This window comes from Verrucosispora sp. WMMD703, from assembly GCF_049178935.1.
Lineage (GTDB): Bacteria > Actinomycetota > Actinomycetes > Mycobacteriales > Micromonosporaceae > Micromonospora > Micromonospora sediminimaris.
Window position 1 is genome coordinate 2,536,261 of record NZ_JBMHMM010000004.1, and the last position, 17,164, is coordinate 2,553,424.

At 72.1% G+C, this 17,164-nt stretch carries 17 protein-coding genes; 16 read left to right on the top strand and 1 reads right to left on the bottom strand.

Translation table 11 applies throughout. The features are described from left to right. Positions 1–53: 53 nt before the first annotated feature. From ACN26Z_RS12170 to nusB, 16 genes are all read left to right on the top strand, one after another. On the top strand, positions 54–2,039 hold the full coding sequence (locus ACN26Z_RS12170; protein WP_421464631.1) for a hypothetical protein: 1,986 nt from the start codon (positions 54–56) through the stop codon (positions 2,037–2,039). A 91-nt stretch (positions 2,040–2,130) separates the two neighbouring features. Further along, positions 2,131–2,673: an acyltransferase gene (locus ACN26Z_RS12175; RefSeq protein ID WP_093404380.1), complete on the top strand. Its 543-nt coding sequence runs from the start codon at positions 2,131–2,133 to the stop codon at positions 2,671–2,673. Further along, positions 2,666–4,273, top strand: a complete 1,608-nt coding sequence (locus ACN26Z_RS12180) for a lipopolysaccharide biosynthesis protein (protein WP_421461251.1) — start codon at positions 2,666–2,668, stop codon at positions 4,271–4,273. Before ACN26Z_RS12175 ends, ACN26Z_RS12180 begins: the two co-directional genes overlap by 8 nt. A 3-nt stretch (positions 4,274–4,276) precedes the next feature. Next, complete coding sequence (locus ACN26Z_RS12185; protein WP_421461253.1) at positions 4,277–5,623, top strand: O-antigen ligase family protein; 1,347 nt, start codon at positions 4,277–4,279, stop codon at positions 5,621–5,623. Then, positions 5,620–7,212, top strand: coding sequence for a lipopolysaccharide biosynthesis protein (locus ACN26Z_RS12190; RefSeq protein ID WP_421461255.1), 1,593 nt, complete (start codon positions 5,620–5,622; stop codon positions 7,210–7,212). The genes ACN26Z_RS12185 and ACN26Z_RS12190 overlap by 4 nt, the downstream gene beginning before the upstream one ends. Before the next feature lie 7 nt (positions 7,213–7,219). Continuing rightward, complete coding sequence (locus ACN26Z_RS12195; RefSeq protein WP_421461257.1) at positions 7,220–8,122, top strand: sulfotransferase domain-containing protein; 903 nt, start codon at positions 7,220–7,222, stop codon at positions 8,120–8,122. Next, positions 8,119–9,369: a hypothetical protein gene (locus ACN26Z_RS12200; RefSeq protein ID WP_093404370.1), complete on the top strand. Its 1,251-nt coding sequence runs from the start codon at positions 8,119–8,121 to the stop codon at positions 9,367–9,369. Before ACN26Z_RS12195 ends, ACN26Z_RS12200 begins: the two co-directional genes overlap by 4 nt. A gap of 32 nt (positions 9,370–9,401) precedes the next feature. Continuing rightward, the gene (locus ACN26Z_RS12205) at positions 9,402–9,884 is read left to right on the top strand and encodes a UDP-N-acetylglucosamine--LPS N-acetylglucosamine transferase (protein WP_093404367.1); all 483 of its coding nucleotides are present in this window, start codon (positions 9,402–9,404) and stop codon (positions 9,882–9,884) included. Positions 9,885–9,961: 77 nt separating this feature from the next. Further along, positions 9,962–10,579, top strand: coding sequence for a glycosyltransferase (locus ACN26Z_RS12210; RefSeq protein ID WP_396886689.1), 618 nt, complete (start codon positions 9,962–9,964; stop codon positions 10,577–10,579). Beyond that, positions 10,576–11,496 carry a glycosyltransferase family 2 protein gene (locus ACN26Z_RS12215; RefSeq protein ID WP_093404803.1) on the top strand — a complete coding sequence of 307 codons (921 nt, stop codon included), beginning with the start codon at positions 10,576–10,578 and terminating at the stop codon, positions 11,494–11,496. Before ACN26Z_RS12210 ends, ACN26Z_RS12215 begins: the two co-directional genes overlap by 4 nt. A 119-nt stretch (positions 11,497–11,615) precedes the next feature. Continuing rightward, the gene (aroC, locus tag ACN26Z_RS12220) at positions 11,616–12,794 is read left to right on the top strand and encodes a chorismate synthase (RefSeq protein WP_093404364.1); all 1,179 of its coding nucleotides are present in this window, start codon (positions 11,616–11,618) and stop codon (positions 12,792–12,794) included. Beyond that, positions 12,791–13,306, top strand: a complete 516-nt coding sequence (locus ACN26Z_RS12225) for a shikimate kinase (RefSeq protein ID WP_093404362.1) — start codon at positions 12,791–12,793, stop codon at positions 13,304–13,306. Before aroC ends, ACN26Z_RS12225 begins: the two co-directional genes overlap by 4 nt. Before the next feature lie 94 nt (positions 13,307–13,400). Beyond that, the gene (gene aroB, locus ACN26Z_RS12230) at positions 13,401–14,477 is read left to right on the top strand and encodes a 3-dehydroquinate synthase (RefSeq protein WP_396886660.1); all 1,077 of its coding nucleotides are present in this window, start codon (positions 13,401–13,403) and stop codon (positions 14,475–14,477) included. A 2-nt stretch (positions 14,478–14,479) separates the two neighbouring features. Further along, positions 14,480–14,920, top strand: coding sequence for a type II 3-dehydroquinate dehydratase (aroQ, locus tag ACN26Z_RS12235; RefSeq protein ID WP_093404797.1), 441 nt, complete (start codon positions 14,480–14,482; stop codon positions 14,918–14,920). Between the two features lie 502 nt (positions 14,921–15,422). Then, positions 15,423–15,980 carry an elongation factor P gene (efp, locus tag ACN26Z_RS12240; protein ID WP_093404355.1) on the top strand — a complete coding sequence of 186 codons (558 nt, stop codon included), beginning with the start codon at positions 15,423–15,425 and terminating at the stop codon, positions 15,978–15,980. A 23-nt stretch (positions 15,981–16,003) separates the two neighbouring features. Continuing rightward, on the top strand, positions 16,004–16,414 hold the full coding sequence (gene nusB, locus ACN26Z_RS12245; protein ID WP_170863437.1) for a transcription antitermination factor NusB: 411 nt from the start codon (positions 16,004–16,006) through the stop codon (positions 16,412–16,414). Between the two features lie 95 nt (positions 16,415–16,509). On the opposite strand, the gene ACN26Z_RS12250 is transcribed toward nusB, so the two are convergent. Further along, complete coding sequence (locus tag ACN26Z_RS12250) at positions 16,510–16,998, bottom strand: transcriptional regulator (RefSeq protein ID WP_007458348.1); 489 nt, start codon at positions 16,996–16,998, stop codon at positions 16,510–16,512. Positions 16,999–17,164: the final 166 nt, after the last annotated feature.

Sequence of the window (17,164 nt, forward strand, 5' to 3'; positions counted from 1 at the left end):
CACGCTACGTGCATTCTCGTCCACTCTGGAGGCGCAGCGTGCCCAGATACTCCTTGTCGTGGCGTTCCACCCGTCGGCTTCGACTCCCGGCCGCGGCCGTCGCGTTGGTGACCGTCGCGGCCGTGTTTTCCGTGCCCACCGCAGCGGCCGCAGCCGTGGTACCGGTACCCGAGCCGGCCACTCTGGTCTCGACCGATCCGGCCGACCAGACTCCGCACGCCCGCAACGGTGAGGCTCGCGCCTTCGCCGAGATCGGCAACACGGTCTACGTCGGGGGCAGTTTCACGCAGATCCGTCAGACGGCCAGTTCGGCCTGGATCTCCCGCAGCTATCTCTTCGCGTACGACCGCACCACCGGGACGATCTCGACGGCCTTCCTGCCGGTGCTCGACGGCGCGGTCAACTCGCTCATCGCCGGCCCGGGCGGCACCCTGATCGTCGGCGGGGCCTTCAAGAACGTCAACGGCGTGTCCCGCAAGAACCTGGTGGCACTCGAACCGTCCACCGGGATGATCATCGACAGCTGGGCCGGTCGCTCCGACGGCGGCACCGTGCGTGACCTGGTGCTGCACGGCAACTGGCTCTACGTGGCCGGGGCCTTCAACTGGCTCAACGGCACCGCGCACTCCGGGCTGGGCCGGCTGGACGCGACGACCGGCGAGATCGACGCGACCTTCGACATCAACACCAGCGTCGGCCGGCACGGCACCAGCATGTACGCCTGGACCATCGACGTCTCCCCGGACGGCGGCACCCTCGTCGTCGGCGGCAACTTCCTCTACGTCAACGACCTGCCGCGTAACCAGATCGCGCTGGTCGACCTCACGGGCACGCCCAGCGTCATCGACTGGAGCTCGGAGCGGTTCGTCGCGCCGTGCGCCAACCCGGCGACATTCGTGCACTACGTGCAGGACGTACGCTTCGGTGGCGACGGCACCTGGTTCGTCGTCGGCACCAACGGCGGGTCGGGCTGGCCGAGCGCCTACTGCGACGCCCTGGTCCGTTTCGAGACCGCCCACCGGGGCCCCAGCCAGGTCGCCACCTGGGTGAACTTCACCGGTAACGACACCATCACCTCGGTCGAGGTGGCCGACAACATCATCTACCTCGGCGGGCACTTCCGCTGGCTGAACAACCCGAACGCCAGCGACCGGGCCGGCAACGGCGCCATCGACCGGTTGGGCATCGCCGCGGTCACCCCCGCCACCGGCATGCCGGTGAACTGGAACCCGCGCCGCAGCGGCGGCTCCGACCTGCCCTCCGGCGCCAGCTCGTGGGGATCCTCGGTGCCGGTGCTCTGGCGCGGCAGCGCCGGCCTCTACTTCGGACACAACTCGGACGGCATGGGCAACGAGTACCACGGCCGGCTCGGTGTGTTCCCGATCAGCGGTGGGCGCACGATCATCCCGAAGAACCCGCCCACCGGGAGCAGCGGGCACCTCCACCTGAACGTCGGCCCCGGTGAGGTGGCGAAGGTACCGTTCGACGGCAGCACCCTCGACGCCGCCAACGCCACCGTCGTCAGCCAGCCGAACTACACCGACGCGGGCGCGACCTGGCTGGTCGACGACCGGATCTACTGGTCCCACGTGGTTTCCGGCACACCGACCGGCAGCCGGATCGACGTCTCGCTGTTCAACGGCAACACGATCGGTGGTTCCTGGGAGGCGTCCGGCTACAACGACTGGTACAACCCGGCCCTGTTGACCGGAGCGTTCTACCTCGACGGCCGGCTGTACTACACCCGCAGCGGCGCCAACAACCTCTACTACCGCTACTTCGAGATCGACGGCAGCTACCTGGGTGCCACCGAGTTCGTCCTGCCCAGCACGGGCGTGACCTGGTCGGCGGTACGTGGCATGGCCTGGGTGGACGGAAAGATCGTCTACGGGGCGACAAACGGCTCGCTGCGTAGCGTGCCGTTCGATCCGACCCTGGCGCCGACCGCCGCGGTCGACGGCACCGCGTCGACGCTCATCGCGGAAGCCACGCCGGAGCTGACCTGGTCGACCGCGTCGATGTTCTTTTCGGTGCCCTAGCGTTCACCGTTCGTAACGAATCCTCGGTAGTTTGTTCACCTCGGGTCGGCGCGGGGCAACCCGCGCCGACCCGAGGAAGTGGGGAGGCTCGTTGTCCAGCATCCGACGTGGACTCGTCGTGCGTACCGTCTTCGCGGTCAAGCGTGGCTGGTACCGGCTGCGCTACCCGCGCCTGCAACTGGGCGCGGGGGTGGAGATCCGTGGCCGGATCCGGCTGCGTCGCGGGGTGCGGGTCAGCATCGGTGCGCACACCCGCCTGAACAAGTTGGTCCGCTTCGCCGGGCCCGGTGAGGTACGCGTCGGCGCCGACTGTCTGCTCAACGCGACCTGGATCGGCACCTGGACCTCGGTGACCATCGGCGACCGGTGCCTGCTGTCGGACTGCGAACTGCTCGACAACGACTTCCACAACCTGGCCCCCGATCGCCGTCACGACCCGCCCACAGCGGCCACCCGAGCGCCGATCACCGTCGAGGACAACGTGTGGATCGGTGCGCACGCGTTGGTGATGAAGGGGGTGCGGATCGGCCGGGACAGCGTCGTGGGTGCCGCGACGGTGGTCCGCGCCGACGTCCCGCCCGGGGTCGTGGTGATCGGCAATCCACAACAGATAGCGAAGAAGTTCCATGACTGATGCCACGCCCAACGCCTGGACCGGAGACGGCCCAACCACCGCGTCGACCTCCCGCAGCGTCACCATCACCGACGTGGTGCGGGTGCCGCTGCACCGGATCCGGTTGGTCGCGGCGGTGGCCCTCGGTGGACTGCTCGCCGCGGTCGGCTACCTGCTGGTGGCACCGGCCTCGGTGACGGCGAGCGCGGTGGTGGCGGTGCGGCCGGTGGTCACCGACGCCTTCACGCCCAGCGGCGCCGCCGCCGACCGGGCGGTGAACATGAACGTGGAGAGCGGGATCGCCACCGGCACGGAGGTCGTCGGGAAGCTGGCCGCGACCTTCGATTCGGACCAGCGCACGGTACGCGACGCCCTTGAGGTCGAGGTGCCCGCCGGTGGCCAGATCCTGCGCTTCATCTACCAGGCCGGCGACGCCGAACGGGCGGTGGCGGGCGCCAACCTGGCCGCGCAGAGCTACCTGGACATCCGGCGCGGGATGTACGAGAAGCAGCGCGAGGAGATGCTGAACTCGTACGACGAGAGCATCGAGAAGATCGTCGCCCAGCGCAACACCGTGCAGCGCCGGATCAACAACGCCCGGGACGCTGCCGCCGCCGAAGCCGCCGTCGCCGAACTCGGCGGCATCAACAACCAGCTCACCCAGCTCAGCTCCGCCCGGACGGAGATCGCGGCGGTCGACGTGAATCCGGGCTGGGTCACCCGCAGCGCCGAGCAGGCGTTGGCCACCACCGCCGGCAGCTCGTCGATGCTGCTCGCCGGTGGGCTGCTCGGTGGGACGGTGATCGGTCTGGTGCTCGCCTTCCTGTGGGAGTCGGCCGACCGGCGCATTCGCAGCGTGGCCGATGCGCGGGACAGCACCGGCCTGCCGCTGCTGGGCACCGTCCGTCGCGCCCGGCTACGTGGCCGGGCGGTCGACGCCGACATCCGCTACGTGGCGATGGCCGTCGCCGAGCGGGTACGCGAGCCCGCCCGGGTCGCCGTGGTGACCGCCCGGGAGGACGCCACCGCGATCACCGCCGGGCTCGCGGTAGCGCTCGCCGTGGCCGGGCGGGAGGTGTTCGTGGCCGACGACAGCGGCCGGCTCGACCGGCTGCGGTCCACGGTGCTCACCGACCGGGGCCGGTTGCCCGCGGCCATCGACCCGACCCGACCCGCCGTGCCCAAACCCCGCACCGCCCCAACCGACATCGACACCGACGACGGTCCCACCGAGGTCATCACCCGACGTCCCTCCCCACATCCGATCGGCGCCCGAGCCTCGACCGACCCGGAGGCCACCCTCACCCTGCCCCGGGTCGCCAAGACCAGCAGCCGTACCGACAACGGGCGGGTGAGCGGCGACGAGCAGGTGGTGGTGGGCGCCGGCACCGTGCGGTTCGGCACCTGGCGGCAGGGCGCCGACCAGCGTCTCGTGCTCTACAACGCCCCGCCCGCCGAGGCCGACGAGCGGGGCGTGGCGGTGGCCCGGCAGGGCACCGCCGTGGTCGTCGTCGAACGGGACCGCACCCGCCAGGCCGACCTGCGCCGGCTCGCCGAGCGGCTGCGGGCGGCCGGGGTCAACCCGCTCGGGTTCGTGCTGTGCCGCAGCGGGCGGAGCTGAGGCGTGCCGGTCACCCGCGCCCCGGCGACCACCGAGCCGCCCCTACCGGCCAGCGCCGCCGCCCCGCCCCCGCCCGCCGCGCCGCCCCGACTGCCGCTGTGGCCGTTGGCCGCGATGTTCGGGCTGGTCCCGCTCTGGTGGGTGGCCGGCGCCTTCTACCTCGGCTGGCCGCTGCTGGGTGCCGTGCTGTTCACCCTGCTGGCCACCCGGGGGCGGGTGCCGCTGCCGCCCGCCGTGGGGATCTGGCTGCTGTTCCTGGCACTCGTGGTGGCCAGCGCGACCCGGCTGGCGTCCCCGACCTCGCTGCCGACCTTCGTGCTGCGGCTGGCGTTCTACCTCACCGCGCTGGTCGTCGCGGTCTACGTCTACACCGTAGCCCGGGAGCGACCCGACCAGGCTGCCGTGCTGGTGCCGCTGTGCGCGTTCTGGTTCGGACTTGTCGCGCTGGGGTGGCTCGGTGTGCTGGTGCCACGCCTGGAACTGACCACCCCGGTCGAGGCGCTGCTGCCGCCGGGCGTGTCCGGGGTGCCGTTCATCAGCGACATGGTCCATTTGACCACCGCGGAATACAGCGCCCGGTCACTCAACCCGATCTACCGGCCGGCGGCCCCGTACGCGTACACGAACAACTACGGCAGCGCGTACGCGATGACGTTGCCGTGCGTTGTCGCGTACACCATGTTGCGTCGGCGTGGCCTGCTGCGCTGGGCGTTGCTGGCGTCGCTGCCGGTGTCGCTGGTCCCGGCGTTCCTCACGCTCAACCGGGCGATGTTCCTCAGCCTCGGTGTGGGCCTGGCCGTGCTCGGGGTGCGGGCGGCGCTGCGCGGCAACACCCGGGTGGCCGCCTCGATCGGCGGCATGGTGGTGCTCGGTGGCCTCGCCAGCCTGTTCATCCCGGTCGCCGAGCTGATCGGTAATCGGGTCGAATCCAGCGACACAAACACCGACCGGCTGTCGCTCTACGCCGAGGTGCTGCGTCGGGTGGGTGACTCGCCGTGGCTGGGCTACGGCGCGCCGATGGAGGTGGACACCGTCACCGCCGACGCGCCGATCGGCACCCAGGGGCAGTTGTGGATGGTGCTGTTCAGTCACGGCGTACCGGCTCTGCTGTGCTTCCTGGCCTGGTTCGTCGCCGCCGCGCTGATCTGCGCCCGGGCCACCTCGGCGGCCGGGCAGTGGCTCTCCGTCGTCCCGGTGATCTGCCTGGTGCAGGTCCCCTTCTACGGGATGGCCAACCAGAACCTCGCGGTGGCCTTCTTCGCGGTGGCCTTCGCGCTCGCACTCGCCGAACGGGAACGCCGTACCCCGCCGGTCGGGATGCCGCGGCCGACGGCGGTGATGCGGGCATGACGGCGACCACCAGCCCACCGACGGGCGACGGACCCGGGCGTACGCCGAGCACCCTCGCCCCTGCGGCGGGGGCGGTGGACGGCGCGGCCGAAACCCGGCGCAGCACCCGCAGCGGCGTCGCCGGGCTGCTCGGCGCGGCGACCAGCGGGCTGTTCGGTTTCGTGCTCGCGGTGGTCATCACCCGTGGCTACGGCACCACCGGGGCAGGGGCGTTCTTCGCCGCGATCGGCGTGGTGACGGTCGCCGCCGCGATCTGCACCCTCGGCGCGGAGACCGGTCTGATCTGGGCGTTGCCCCGGCGACGGCCCGGCGACGGCGCCCGGGTGCTGCCGGTCGCCCTGACCCCACCGCTGCTGTTCGCCGTGCTGGTCGCGGTGGGTGGCGCGGTTGTCGCCGGGCCGCTCGCCGGCCGACTGCTGGGCCCGGCGGGCGGGCCGCTGCTGGTGGTGACCTTCGCGGCGGTACCCGTGGTGGTCGCGATGAACCTGCTGCTGGCCGTCGTGCGCTGCGTACGCCCGATGCGGTCCTACGTCTCGGTGCAGTTCCTGCTGCTGCCGATCGCCCGTCCGCTGCTGGTCGGTGCGGCGGTACTCGCCGGTGGCGGGCTGCTGGCCGGGATGACCGGCTGGCTGGTGCCCGCCGCCGTGGCGCTGCTGGTCTGCCTGATCCTGGTCGCCGGGCCGCTCGGGATCGGCGCGGGGGCCCGGCTGCGCCCGCAGCGCGGTGACTGGTCGACGTTCTGGCGGTTCGCGCTGCCCCGCGCCGCGTCGGCGGCGATCGACGCGGGCAGCATGTGGATCGGCGTGCTGCTCACCTCGGCCCTGGCCAGCCCGGCCGACGCCGGTGTCTTCGGTGCCGTCGGCCGTTACGTCCTCGCCGGCCAACTCGCCATGCAGGGGCTGCGGGTGGCCGTCGCCCCGCAGCTGTCGCGGCTGCTCGGCCGGGGTGAGCGGGCCGCCGCCGCAGCTGTGCACCGGCAGCTGACCAGCTGGGGGCTGGTCCTCTCCTGGCCGGTGTACCTGCTGCTCGCCGTCTTCGCACCGGCCTTCCTGGCGCTGTTCGGCCCGGAGTTCACCACCGGCGCCGCCGCGATGACGGTGCTCGCCGTGGCGATGCTCGTCAACACCGGGGTCGGCAATGTGCAGAGCCTGCTGCTGATGGGCGGGCGCAGCGGCCTGCACCTGGCCGCGGCGCTGGCCGGGCTGCTGGTCACCGTCGGCGGCGGGCTTGCGCTGATCCCCGACCACGGGGCGACCGGCGCGGCGGTGGCCTGGGCCGCCGGCATCGTGACCGAGAACCTCTGCGCGGCCACCTTCGCCCGGCTGGTGGTGCGCCAGCCCCTGGTGGACGCCCGGATGCTGGCCTCAGCGGCGGCCACAGTGGCCGGGGTCGGGCTGGCGGCGGTGGCCGGGCTGGCGGTGGCCGGCCGAGGCATCGCCGGACTGGTGCTTGCGGTGGCGACGCTCGCCATCGTCTGCGTCGGCTTGTTGACGTTGTCCCGGGTGCGACGCGGCATCCGGGTGACCATGGTGCAGATCCGTGGCGGGTCGCCGGCCGGCGACCCGCCACGGACGTCGAAGGGCAGGTGAGTTCGTCGTGTCGTCCATTCGCGACCGGGTGAAGCAGTTGGTGCCGACCCAGGTGACGAACCGGGTACGGGAAAGCCTCGTCGACTACGGGGTACGCACCAGCGACCGCCGGCCGTTACCGGACTTCCTCATCATCGGCACCAAGCGCGGCGGCACCACCTCGCTGTGGAACTACCTGATCCAGCATCCGTTGGTGCCACGGCTCTTCCCGGCCTGGAACACGAAGTCCTCGCACTACTTCGAGGAACACTGGCACCGCGGCGAGGCGTGGTACCGCTCGCACTTCCCGACCCTGCGGCAGCGGGAGGCGCTGGAGAACCGCCACGGCGGTCCGGTTCGCGTCGGTGAGGCCGCCCCGCTGTACATGTTCCACCCGCTGGCCGCCGAGCGGGTGTCCGCGCTGATGCCCTCGGTGCGGCTGATCGTGCTGCTACGCGACCCGGTGGAACGGGCCTACTCGCACTGGAAGGAGCGGCGGACCAACGGCGTGGAGCCGCTCGACTTCGCCGCCGCACTGGCCGCCGAGGCGGAGCGCACGGCAGGGGAGCGGGACCGGCTGATCGCCGAACCGAACTATTTCAGCGAGCCCTACGACTGGTACACCTACCGGGCGCGGGGTCGGTACCTGGAACACCTGCAACCGTGGCTGGAGCGCTTCGACCGTAGCCAGATCCTCTTCCTGCCCAGCGAGGAGTTGTACCGCGACGCCCGGGCCACCTACCGGCGCACCCTGGACTTCCTCGGCCTCCCCTCGTTCGACCTGCCAAACTTCAAGGTCTACAACGACCGGCGGTCCGCACCCCTGGAGCCGGCGCTGCGCGCCGAGCTGACCGCGTACTACCGCCCGCACAACGAGGCGTTGCGGCGGCGGCTGGGACTGCGGCTCGACTGGCCGGACCGGGTCGCGTGACCGCCTCGGCCACCACCACGGGCGACCCCCGCAGCCGCGACGACGGGCTGGGCTGGGTCACCCGGGCCGTCTTCTCCGACGCCCGGGTCGCGGTGACCGTGGACGCCGAGCCGCCGGCCGGGCACACCGTCGTGGCCCGGTACGCGGTGGTGCCGTCGGTGGCTCGGGCCCGCTTCCTGCTGCCGTTGGGCTGCCCCCGGGTCGCGGCGGCGGCGCTGCTGTCGTACAACGCCCTGCGCCCGGCGAAGCTGCGCGCGGCGCGGGCGGTGCTCGGTGTCGCGGCACGGGCCGGCGCGGTGGACCGGGCCCCCTTTCCGGTGCTGACCGTGGCGCTGCCGGTCGGGCTCGACCCGGCGGAGGTGCTGCTCGCCGCGCGGGTCGGTGCCGAACTCGGCGCGCCGGTACACGCCGCCTGCGGGGTGCGCCCACCGGACCCGAACCACAAGCCAACGCTGCAACTGTTCGACGGCCGGGGCGAGCCGCGCGGGTACGCGAAGATCGGCTGGAACGACGCGACGCGGGCGCTGGTCACCACCGAGGCCGCGGCGCTACGGGAGGTCGCCGGGCTGGCCGGGACAGCCGGTCATCCCGGCACCACCCGCCTGCTCACCGAGTTCGCCTGGGCCGGGCAGGCGGTGGCGGTGGTCGAACCGCTGCCGGCGCGGATCCGTGGGGTGTCCGTCGACACGCCGCCCGACCTGACTGCGCTGCTCGCGGTGGCCCGGCGGGGCGGCCCACCGGCGCCGGCCCGGCAACTGGCCGGCTCACCGTTCCTGGCCCGGCTGACCGCGCAGGCGCGGCGCGCCGCCGAAACCGTCGGCGACCGTGCGTCGGCCGCCGTCGCCGACCTGGCTCGCCGGCACGGTGACGTGGCCATCGAGTTCGGCCACTGGCACGGCGACTGGGTGCCGTGGAACCTCGGCCGGCACGAGGGGGAACTCATCGCCTGGGACTGGGAGCACAGCGGACCGGAGGTACCCGTCGGCTTCGACCTGGCCCACGACGCGTTCCAACGCGCGCTGGTGGCGCGCGGCGAACCGGCCGCCGAGGCGGCCCGGCAGGTCGACACCTGGCTCAACCGGCACGGTGACGTGCTGGGGCTGGACCGGGCACGGCAGCGGCTGGTGGCCGATGCCTACCTGGTGGAGATGTGGCTGCGGACCTGGCGGCTGGCGGACGCCGGTGCCGGCTGGAATCCGGCGCTGCATCCCGCCCTGCTGGACACCATTTCGAACCGACACAGCTGACCGACACGTCAAGCGGACTTGTGGGGAGTCGCGTGGACAACACAAACGAAGGAGCCGACCAGCAGCCGGTGCTGCTGCTGGTCGGGTCGAGCGGAGGGCACCTGGCGCAGTTGCTCGCCCTGCGGCCCTGGTACGAAACCTGGCGACGGTGCTGGGTCACCTTCGACACGCCCGAGGCGCTGTCGCTGCTGGCCGGGGAGGACGTCGTTCCGGCGTACCATCCCACCACCCGCCACCTGGGCAACCTGCTGCGCAACGCGTGGCTGGCCGTCCGGGTGCTACGTCGGCGGCGGGTCGCCGCGGTGGTCACCACCGGCGCGGGCGTGGCGGTGCCGTTCGTCGTGTTCGCTCGGCTGCGCCGCATCCCGACCGTCTACATCGAGGTCTACGACCGGATCGACACACCGACGCTCACCGCCCGGCTGTGCCGCCCGTTCCTGTCGGCGATGCTCGTGCAGTGGGAGGAGCAGCGCCGCCAGTACCCGGAGGCCACAGTCGTGGGGACGCTGCTGTGAGCGGCGACGGGCCCGGCGACGGGCACCGGGCCACGCCGGTGCGGCCTCGCCCGGCCCCCGAGGAGCCGACGGTACGCGTGCCGGAGCCGCGCGAGCCGGGCTCCGACGGCCGGCCGCGGGTGCTGGTGGCTGTCGGCACCGACAAACATCCGTTCGACCGGCTGGTCGACTGGCTGCGCGGGTGGCACGACGAGGTTGCCGGTGAGGTTCGGTTGACCGTGCAGCACGGCCACACCCGGGCGGATGACCTGCCCGACGCGGTGCCGTTCCTCGGCCACGCCGAGTTGCAGGCGGCGATGGCCGGGGCCGACCTGGTGGTCTGCCACGGCGGGCCGGCCACCATCCTGGAGGCCCGCCGGCACGGGCACCTGCCGATCGTGGTGCCCCGCGATCCGACCCGGGGCGAGCATGTCGACGACCATCAGCTGCTGTTCGCCCGCCGGCTCGGCGCGGCCGGCCTCGTGGCGCTCTGCGAGTCCCGGCAGGAGTTGCTGGACACGCTGGCCGCCGGTCTCGCTGACCGGGCCCGGTTCACCGTCGCCGTGGACGCCGGTGCGGCCGACGGGCGACGCGCCGCGGTGCGACGGGTGGGAGTGATCGTCGAAGACCTGGTGGCCGCCGCCGCGCAGCGGCACCACCGACCCTGGTGGCGGCCGTGGCGCGGACCCGGCCCGAACGGAAGGCGGAAGCCGTGACCCCGTACCCGAGCGTGAGCGCCGTGGTGCCCACCCGCGACCGGCCGGAGCTGCTGCGGGCCGCGGTACGGGCCATCGTCGCCCAGGACTACCCGGGACCGGTCGAGGTGGTCGTCGTCTACGACCAGTCCGAACCGGACCCGACGCTGGCGGAGCTGTCCGCGCCGGACCGGCCGGTGCGGGTCATCACCAACGCGCGCACGCCCGGCCTGGCCGGTGCCCGCAACACGGGCACCCTTGCCGCCTCCGGTGAACTGGTCGCCTTCTGCGACGACGACGACGAGTGGCTGCCCGGCAAGCTGCGCGCCCAGACCGAGGCGCTGGCCGCCGTGCCCGGCGCTGAGTTCGTCAGCTGCGGCATCCGGGTCAGCTACGACGGGCACACCGTTGAGCGGGTGCTGGACCGCGACTCGATCAGCCTGGCCGACTTGCTGCGCGACCGGATGACCGAACTGCATCCGTCGACCTTCGTCATCCGGGCGGCGGCGTTGCGGGACGGGTTCGGGCTCGTCGACGAGGAGATCCCGGGCAGCTACGCCGAGGACTACGAGTTCCTGCTCCGGGCCGCCCGCAGCGCACCGCTTGTCAACCTGCGCACCCCGTACGTGGTGGTGCGCTGGCACAAACGGTCGTACTTCGCCCAGCGGTGGGACACCATCTCCGAGGCGTTGCAGTGGCTGCTGGACCGCTACCCCGAGTTCGCCAGCCAACCGGCGGGGCAGGCCCGGGTCACCGGGCAGATCGCCTTCGCCCGCGCCGCGTCGGGGGACTCCCGGGGCGCGGTGCGCTGGGCCCGACGGACCATCCGGCGCAACCCGCGCGAACCCCGTGCCTATCTGGCCCTGGCGGTCGCCGGGCGGGTGGTGCGCGCCGACACGGTGCTGCGCACCCTGCACCGACGCGGCCGGGGCATCTGACCGCCCGCTGTGCCGTCTGCCTCCGCCGCCCGCGTCGGGGTCGCGCCCGCCGCGTCCGTAGGGCGGGACGCGGCGGGCGGCGCGGGGCGGCGGACACCGGGCGTGACAGACTCAGGGCTGTGTTGCGCTGGTTGACCGCAGGGGAATCGCACGGACCCGCTCTCGTCGCGTTACTGGAGGGGGTGCCGGCCGGTGTCGAGGTGACCTCCACCGAGATCGCCGGAGAGCTGGCCCGCCGCCGGCTCGGCTACGGCCGGGGCGCCCGGATGTCGTTCGAGCAGGACGAGATCGAGATCGTCGGCGGCCTGCGGCACGGGGTGACCCTGGGCAGCCCGGTCGCCATCCGGGTCGGAAACTCCGAGTGGCCCAAGTGGCGCACCGTGATGGCCGCCGACCCGGTCGACCCCGACGAGTTGGCCCGGCAGGCCCGCAACGCGCCGCTGACCCGGCCCCGACCCGGCCACGCCGACCTGGCCGGCATGCAGAAGTACGGCCACACCGACGCCCGGCCGATCCTGGAGCGGGCCAGCGCGCGGGAGACCGCCGCCCGGGTCGCCGTCGGCACGGTGGCCAAGGCTCTGGTGCAGCAGGCGCTCGGCATCGAGATCGTCTCGCACGTGGTGGAACTGGGCCCGGTCGCCGTCAAGCCGGGGCTGCGTCCCCGCCCGGAAGACGCCGAGCGGATCGACGCCGACCCGTTGCGCTGCCTCGACCCGGAGGCCAGCGCCCGGATGGTCGCCGAGGTCGACGCCGCGAAGAAGGCCGCCGACACCCTCGGCGGCGTGGTCGAGGTGCTGGCGTACGGCGTACCGCCGGGTCTGGGCAGCCACGTGCAGTGGGACCGTAAGCTCGACGCCCGGCTGGCCACCGCGTTGATGTCGATTCAGGCGATCAAGGGTGTGGAGATCGGCGACGGCTGGCAGCAGGCCCGGTCCCGGGGTTCCGAGGCGCACGACGAGATCATGCCCACCGCCACCGGCGTGCGGCGGGTCACCGACCGGGCCGGCGGCCTGGAGGGCGGCATCACCACGGGTGAGCCGCTGCGGGTGAAGGCGGCGATGAAGCCGATCTCCTCGTTGAACCGGGCCCTCGCGACGGTGGACGTCACCACAGGTGAGCCGGCCACCGCCATCAACCAGCGCTCCGACGTCTGCGCGGTGCCGGCCGCCGCCGTGGTGGCCGAGGCGATGGTGGCGCTGGTGCTGGCGGAGGCGGCGGTGGAGAAGTTCGGCGGTGACTCGGTCGCCGAGATGCGCCGTAACCTGGCCGGTTACCTCGACGCGCTGGTGATCCGGTGACCGGTCCGACCCGGCCGGTCTGCGTGCTGGTCGGCGCGCCCGGCTCGGGCAAGACCACTGTCGGGCAGGGCCTTGCGGCAGCGCTCGGCGTCGAGTTCCGCGACACCGACACCGACATCGAGCGCCTGGCGGGCAAGCCGATCCCGGAGATCTTCGTCGACGAGGGGGAGGCGCACTTCCGTACCCTCGAACGGGCGGCGCTGGCCGCGGCGCTGGCCTCCTGCTCCGGGGTGCTCGCCCTCGGCGGCGGCGCGGTGCTGGCCGAGGAGAACCGGGCCGCACTTGTCGGTCACCGGGTGGTGCACCTCTCCGTCGAGCTGCCGGACGCGGTCAAACGGGTCGGCCTCGGCGCCGGCCGGCCGCTGCTGGCGATCAACCCCCGGGCCACTCTCAAACATCTGATGGACCAGCGCCGACCGCTGTACGCCGAGGTCGCCACCGCCACCGTGGTCACCGACGGCCGCACCCCCGAGGAGATCGTCACCGAGATCGCCGCCCTGCTGAAGCCGTAAGGGGTGGGGCCCGCCGGACTGAGGTTGTTCCAACCCTCGGGCAGCCGGTGGCGGCGCGGGTCGGATCGGTGGTGGGTGGGCTAGGCTCCCGGCGATGGACGAGGTGACCCGGATCCCGGTCGGTGGCGAACGGCCGTACGACGTGCTGGTCGGCCGCGACCTGCTTGACGCGCTGCCTGGCCTGCTGCCCGATGCCGCCAAGGTCGCGGTGCTGTATGCGCCGCCCCTGAAGGAGTTGGCCGACGCGGTAGGCGCCGGCCTGGCCGCGGCCGGCGTGACCCCCCTGCCGATCGAGGTGCCCGACGCCGAGGCCAGCAAGCACGTCGATGTGGCGGCGCAGTGCTGGGACCGGCTCGGCGAGGCGGGCTTCACCCGTACCGACGCGGTGGTCGGCATCGGTGGCGGCGCGGTCACCGACCTGGCCGGCTTCGTGGCGGCGTGTTGGCTGCGCGGGGTGCGGTGGGTGCCGGTGGCCACCTCGTTGCTCGGCATGGTCGACGCGGCGGTGGGTGGCAAGACCGGAATCAACACCGCCGCCGGCAAGAATCTCGTGGGTGCCTTCCACCCGCCGGTCGGCGTGCTGGCCGACCTGGCCACGCTGGACAGCCTCCCGCCGGCCGACCTGGCCGCCGGCCTGGCCGAGGTGGTCAAGTGCGGGTTCATCGCTGATCCGGTCATCCTCGACCTGATCGAGGACGACCCGGCCGCCGCGACCGATCCGGCCGGGCCGGTCACCCGGGAGCTGATCGAGCGGGCCATCCGGGTCAAGGCCGACGTGGTCGCGGGAGACCTGCGTGAGTCGGGCGTACGGGAGGTGCTCAACTACGGGCACACGCTGGCCCACGCGATCGAGAAGGTCGAGGGTTACCGCTGGCGGCATGGTCACGCGGTGTCGGTCGGCCTGGTGTACGCCGCCGAGCTGGCCCGCCTCGCCGGCCGGTTGGACGCGGCCACCGCGTCGCGGCATCGGGCGGTGCTGACGGCGCTCGATCTGCCGACGGGTTACGCCGCCGACGCGTGGCCTCGCCTGCTGGCCACCATGCGGGTCGACAAGAAGGCCCGGGGCAGTCGGCTGCGTTTCGTGGTGCTCGACGGGCTGGCCCGACCGGCGATCCTCGACGGCCCGGACGACGACCTGCTGCACACCGCCTACGCCGCGGTGTCCCGATGACCATGCGGGTGTACGTGCTGAACGGGCCGAACCTGGGCCGGCTGGGTACCCGCCAGGTCGACGTCTACGGGGTGACCAGCTACGCCGGCCTGGTGGAACTCTGCGAGACCACCGGGCGGGACCTGGGCCTCGACGTCGTCGTGCGGCAGACCGACGCCGAGCATGAGTTGCTCGGCTGGCTGCACACCGCCGCCGACGAGGGTGCCGCCGTGGTGCTCAACCCGGCGGCCTGGTCGCACTACTCGATCGCGGTGCGGGACGCCTGCGCGATGCTGCGTGGGCCGTTGGTGGAGGTGCACATCTCCAACATCCACGCGCGGGAGGAGTTCCGTCACCACTCCGTCGTCTCGGCGGTGGCGACCGGCGTGATCTGCGGGCTCGGCGTCGACGGCTACCGTCTCGCCCTGCACCACCTGGCCGACCGCCGCGACCAGAGCGCCTGACGTCCCGAGCCGCCTGACGTCCCGAGCCGGCTGGCGACCGGACCGTTCGGCCTTCGACCTGCTGGCAAGGTCGGCTGACGGCTCGGCTGCACCTCATTCATGGCCGCAACTACGTTTGGTGACATCTACCCTCAGTGAGCAGTCACCGCCCCCGCCCAACAACCCCTTCCACCCTTTGCTCTGCTTCAACCCACGCACTAGCGGCTGAGCAGCACTTTCGGGAGCACGTTGGCGACGACGTACGGTGTTGTCGCCACCGACAGTGACTGTTGCGTGGGTTGAAGCAGAGCAAAGGGAGCGGGTTGATAAGTCGGGGGCGGGGCGGAGTGTCACTGACAGTGCTGCACAGGCGGGTTCAGTGCGCCGCATGCTGGCAGGCCGAGCCGGGCTGGACCTGTCGACCGGCGGTGGACCTTCGCGGGCGGCCGACGGCGGTCGGCGGGTCGCGAGGCGGCTAGTAGACTTGCCAGGTCTGTCCGCCAAATGATGATCAAGGCAGGAAATGGCCACCACCAACGACCTGAAGAACGGCCTGGTACTCAACCTCGACGGAGAGCTCTGGTCCGTCGTCGAGTTCCAGCACGTCAAGCCCGGTAAGGGTGGTGCGTTTGTGCGTACCACGCTGAAGAACGTGCTCTCCGGCAAGGTGGTCGACAAGACCTTCAACGCGGGCACCAAGGTTGAGACCGCGACCGTCGACAAGCGCACGATGCAGTATCTCTACGCCGACGGCGAGGACTACGTCTTCATGGACATGGAGACGTTCGACCAGATCACGGTGATGGGCGGGACGGTCGGCGAGGCAGCCAACTACCTGCTGCCCGAAGCCGAGGCGATCGTGGCCACCCACGAGGGCGTGCCGCTCTACGTCGAGCTGCCGACCTCGGTCGTGCTGGAGGTCACCTACACGGAGCCGGGCCTGCAGGGCGACCGGTCCACCGGTGGCAACAAGCCAGCGACGGTGGAGACGGGCGCGACCGTTCAGGTGCCGCTCTTCGTCACCACCGGCGAGAAGATCAAGGTCGACACCCGCGACGGCCGTTACCTCGGCCGCGCCTGATGTCCGAGGGTCCGAAGCAGCAGATGCCGGCGCGTCGCAAGGCGCGCAAGCGGGCGTTGGACGTGCTCTTCGAGGCCGACCTGCGTGATCGTCCGCCGGTCGAGGTGCTGGCCGGCTATGTCGAGCGGATCGAGAAGCCGCGTCCCGACCACCTCGGGTACGCGGTCGGCCTGGTCGAGGGGGTGGCCGGGCACCTGGACCGGATCGACGAGCTGATCTCCAGCTACGCCGAGGGCTGGACGCTGGACCGGATGCCTGTGGTCGACCGCAACCTGGCCCGGATCGCAGTCTACGAGCTGTTGTATCTCGACGAGATCGATGACGCGGTGGCGATCAGCGAGGCGGTGGAGCTGGCCCGGCAGATGTCGACCGACGACTCGCCCCGCTTCCTCAACGGTCTGCTCGGCCGGATCGCCGAGTACGCCACCCGTTGAGGTGGGCGGACGCCGCCGATGGGTGTCGCGCATCAGCGACGGAAGCGACGAAAGGGCCCGTGCGTCCGGCACGGGCCCTTTCGCGTGGTCGAATCTCAGGAGGCGAAGAACGCCCGGGGGTCGGCGACAAGTACGCCGTGCTCGGTCAGCCGCTCGATCAGGCCGGACGGCGAGGCGTCGTAGACGATCGCGAGGGCGCGCAGGTCGTCGGCACGGATCGACAGCACCCGGCCGTTGTAGTCGCCGCGCTGCTGCTGGATGGCGCGCGCGTAGCGGGCCACGTAGGCGAGATCCTCGCTGGCCTCGTCGTAGAGGCGCTCCAGGTCCAGAACGATCTTGCTGGTGGGTTCGTGTCGTACCCCGCTGCCGTCGGGCAGCAACTCCGAGACCGGCACGCGGTAGAACTCGGCCAGCTCGGCCAGACGGGACACCGTGACGGCCCGGTCGCCGCGCTCGTACGAGCCGACCACAACCGCCTTCCAACGCCCGTTCGACTTCTCCTCCACCCCCTGCAGGGACAGGCCCTGCTGCTGGCGGATGGAGCGCAGGCGGGCGCCCAGAGACTTGGCGTATTCAGAGGGCATTCGGACACTCCCAGTGCTGCTCGGGTTCTCCCAGCGATTCGCTACGGAGCGTGACGGTACGGGGATTCGTACACGTGGTCAAGTGGTCGCGATCTTCCCGTTGTGTACCCCGGGTGAGTTGTCCCGTTTCGCCTGGCTGACTGGCCAGTCAGCCAACGGCGACGGG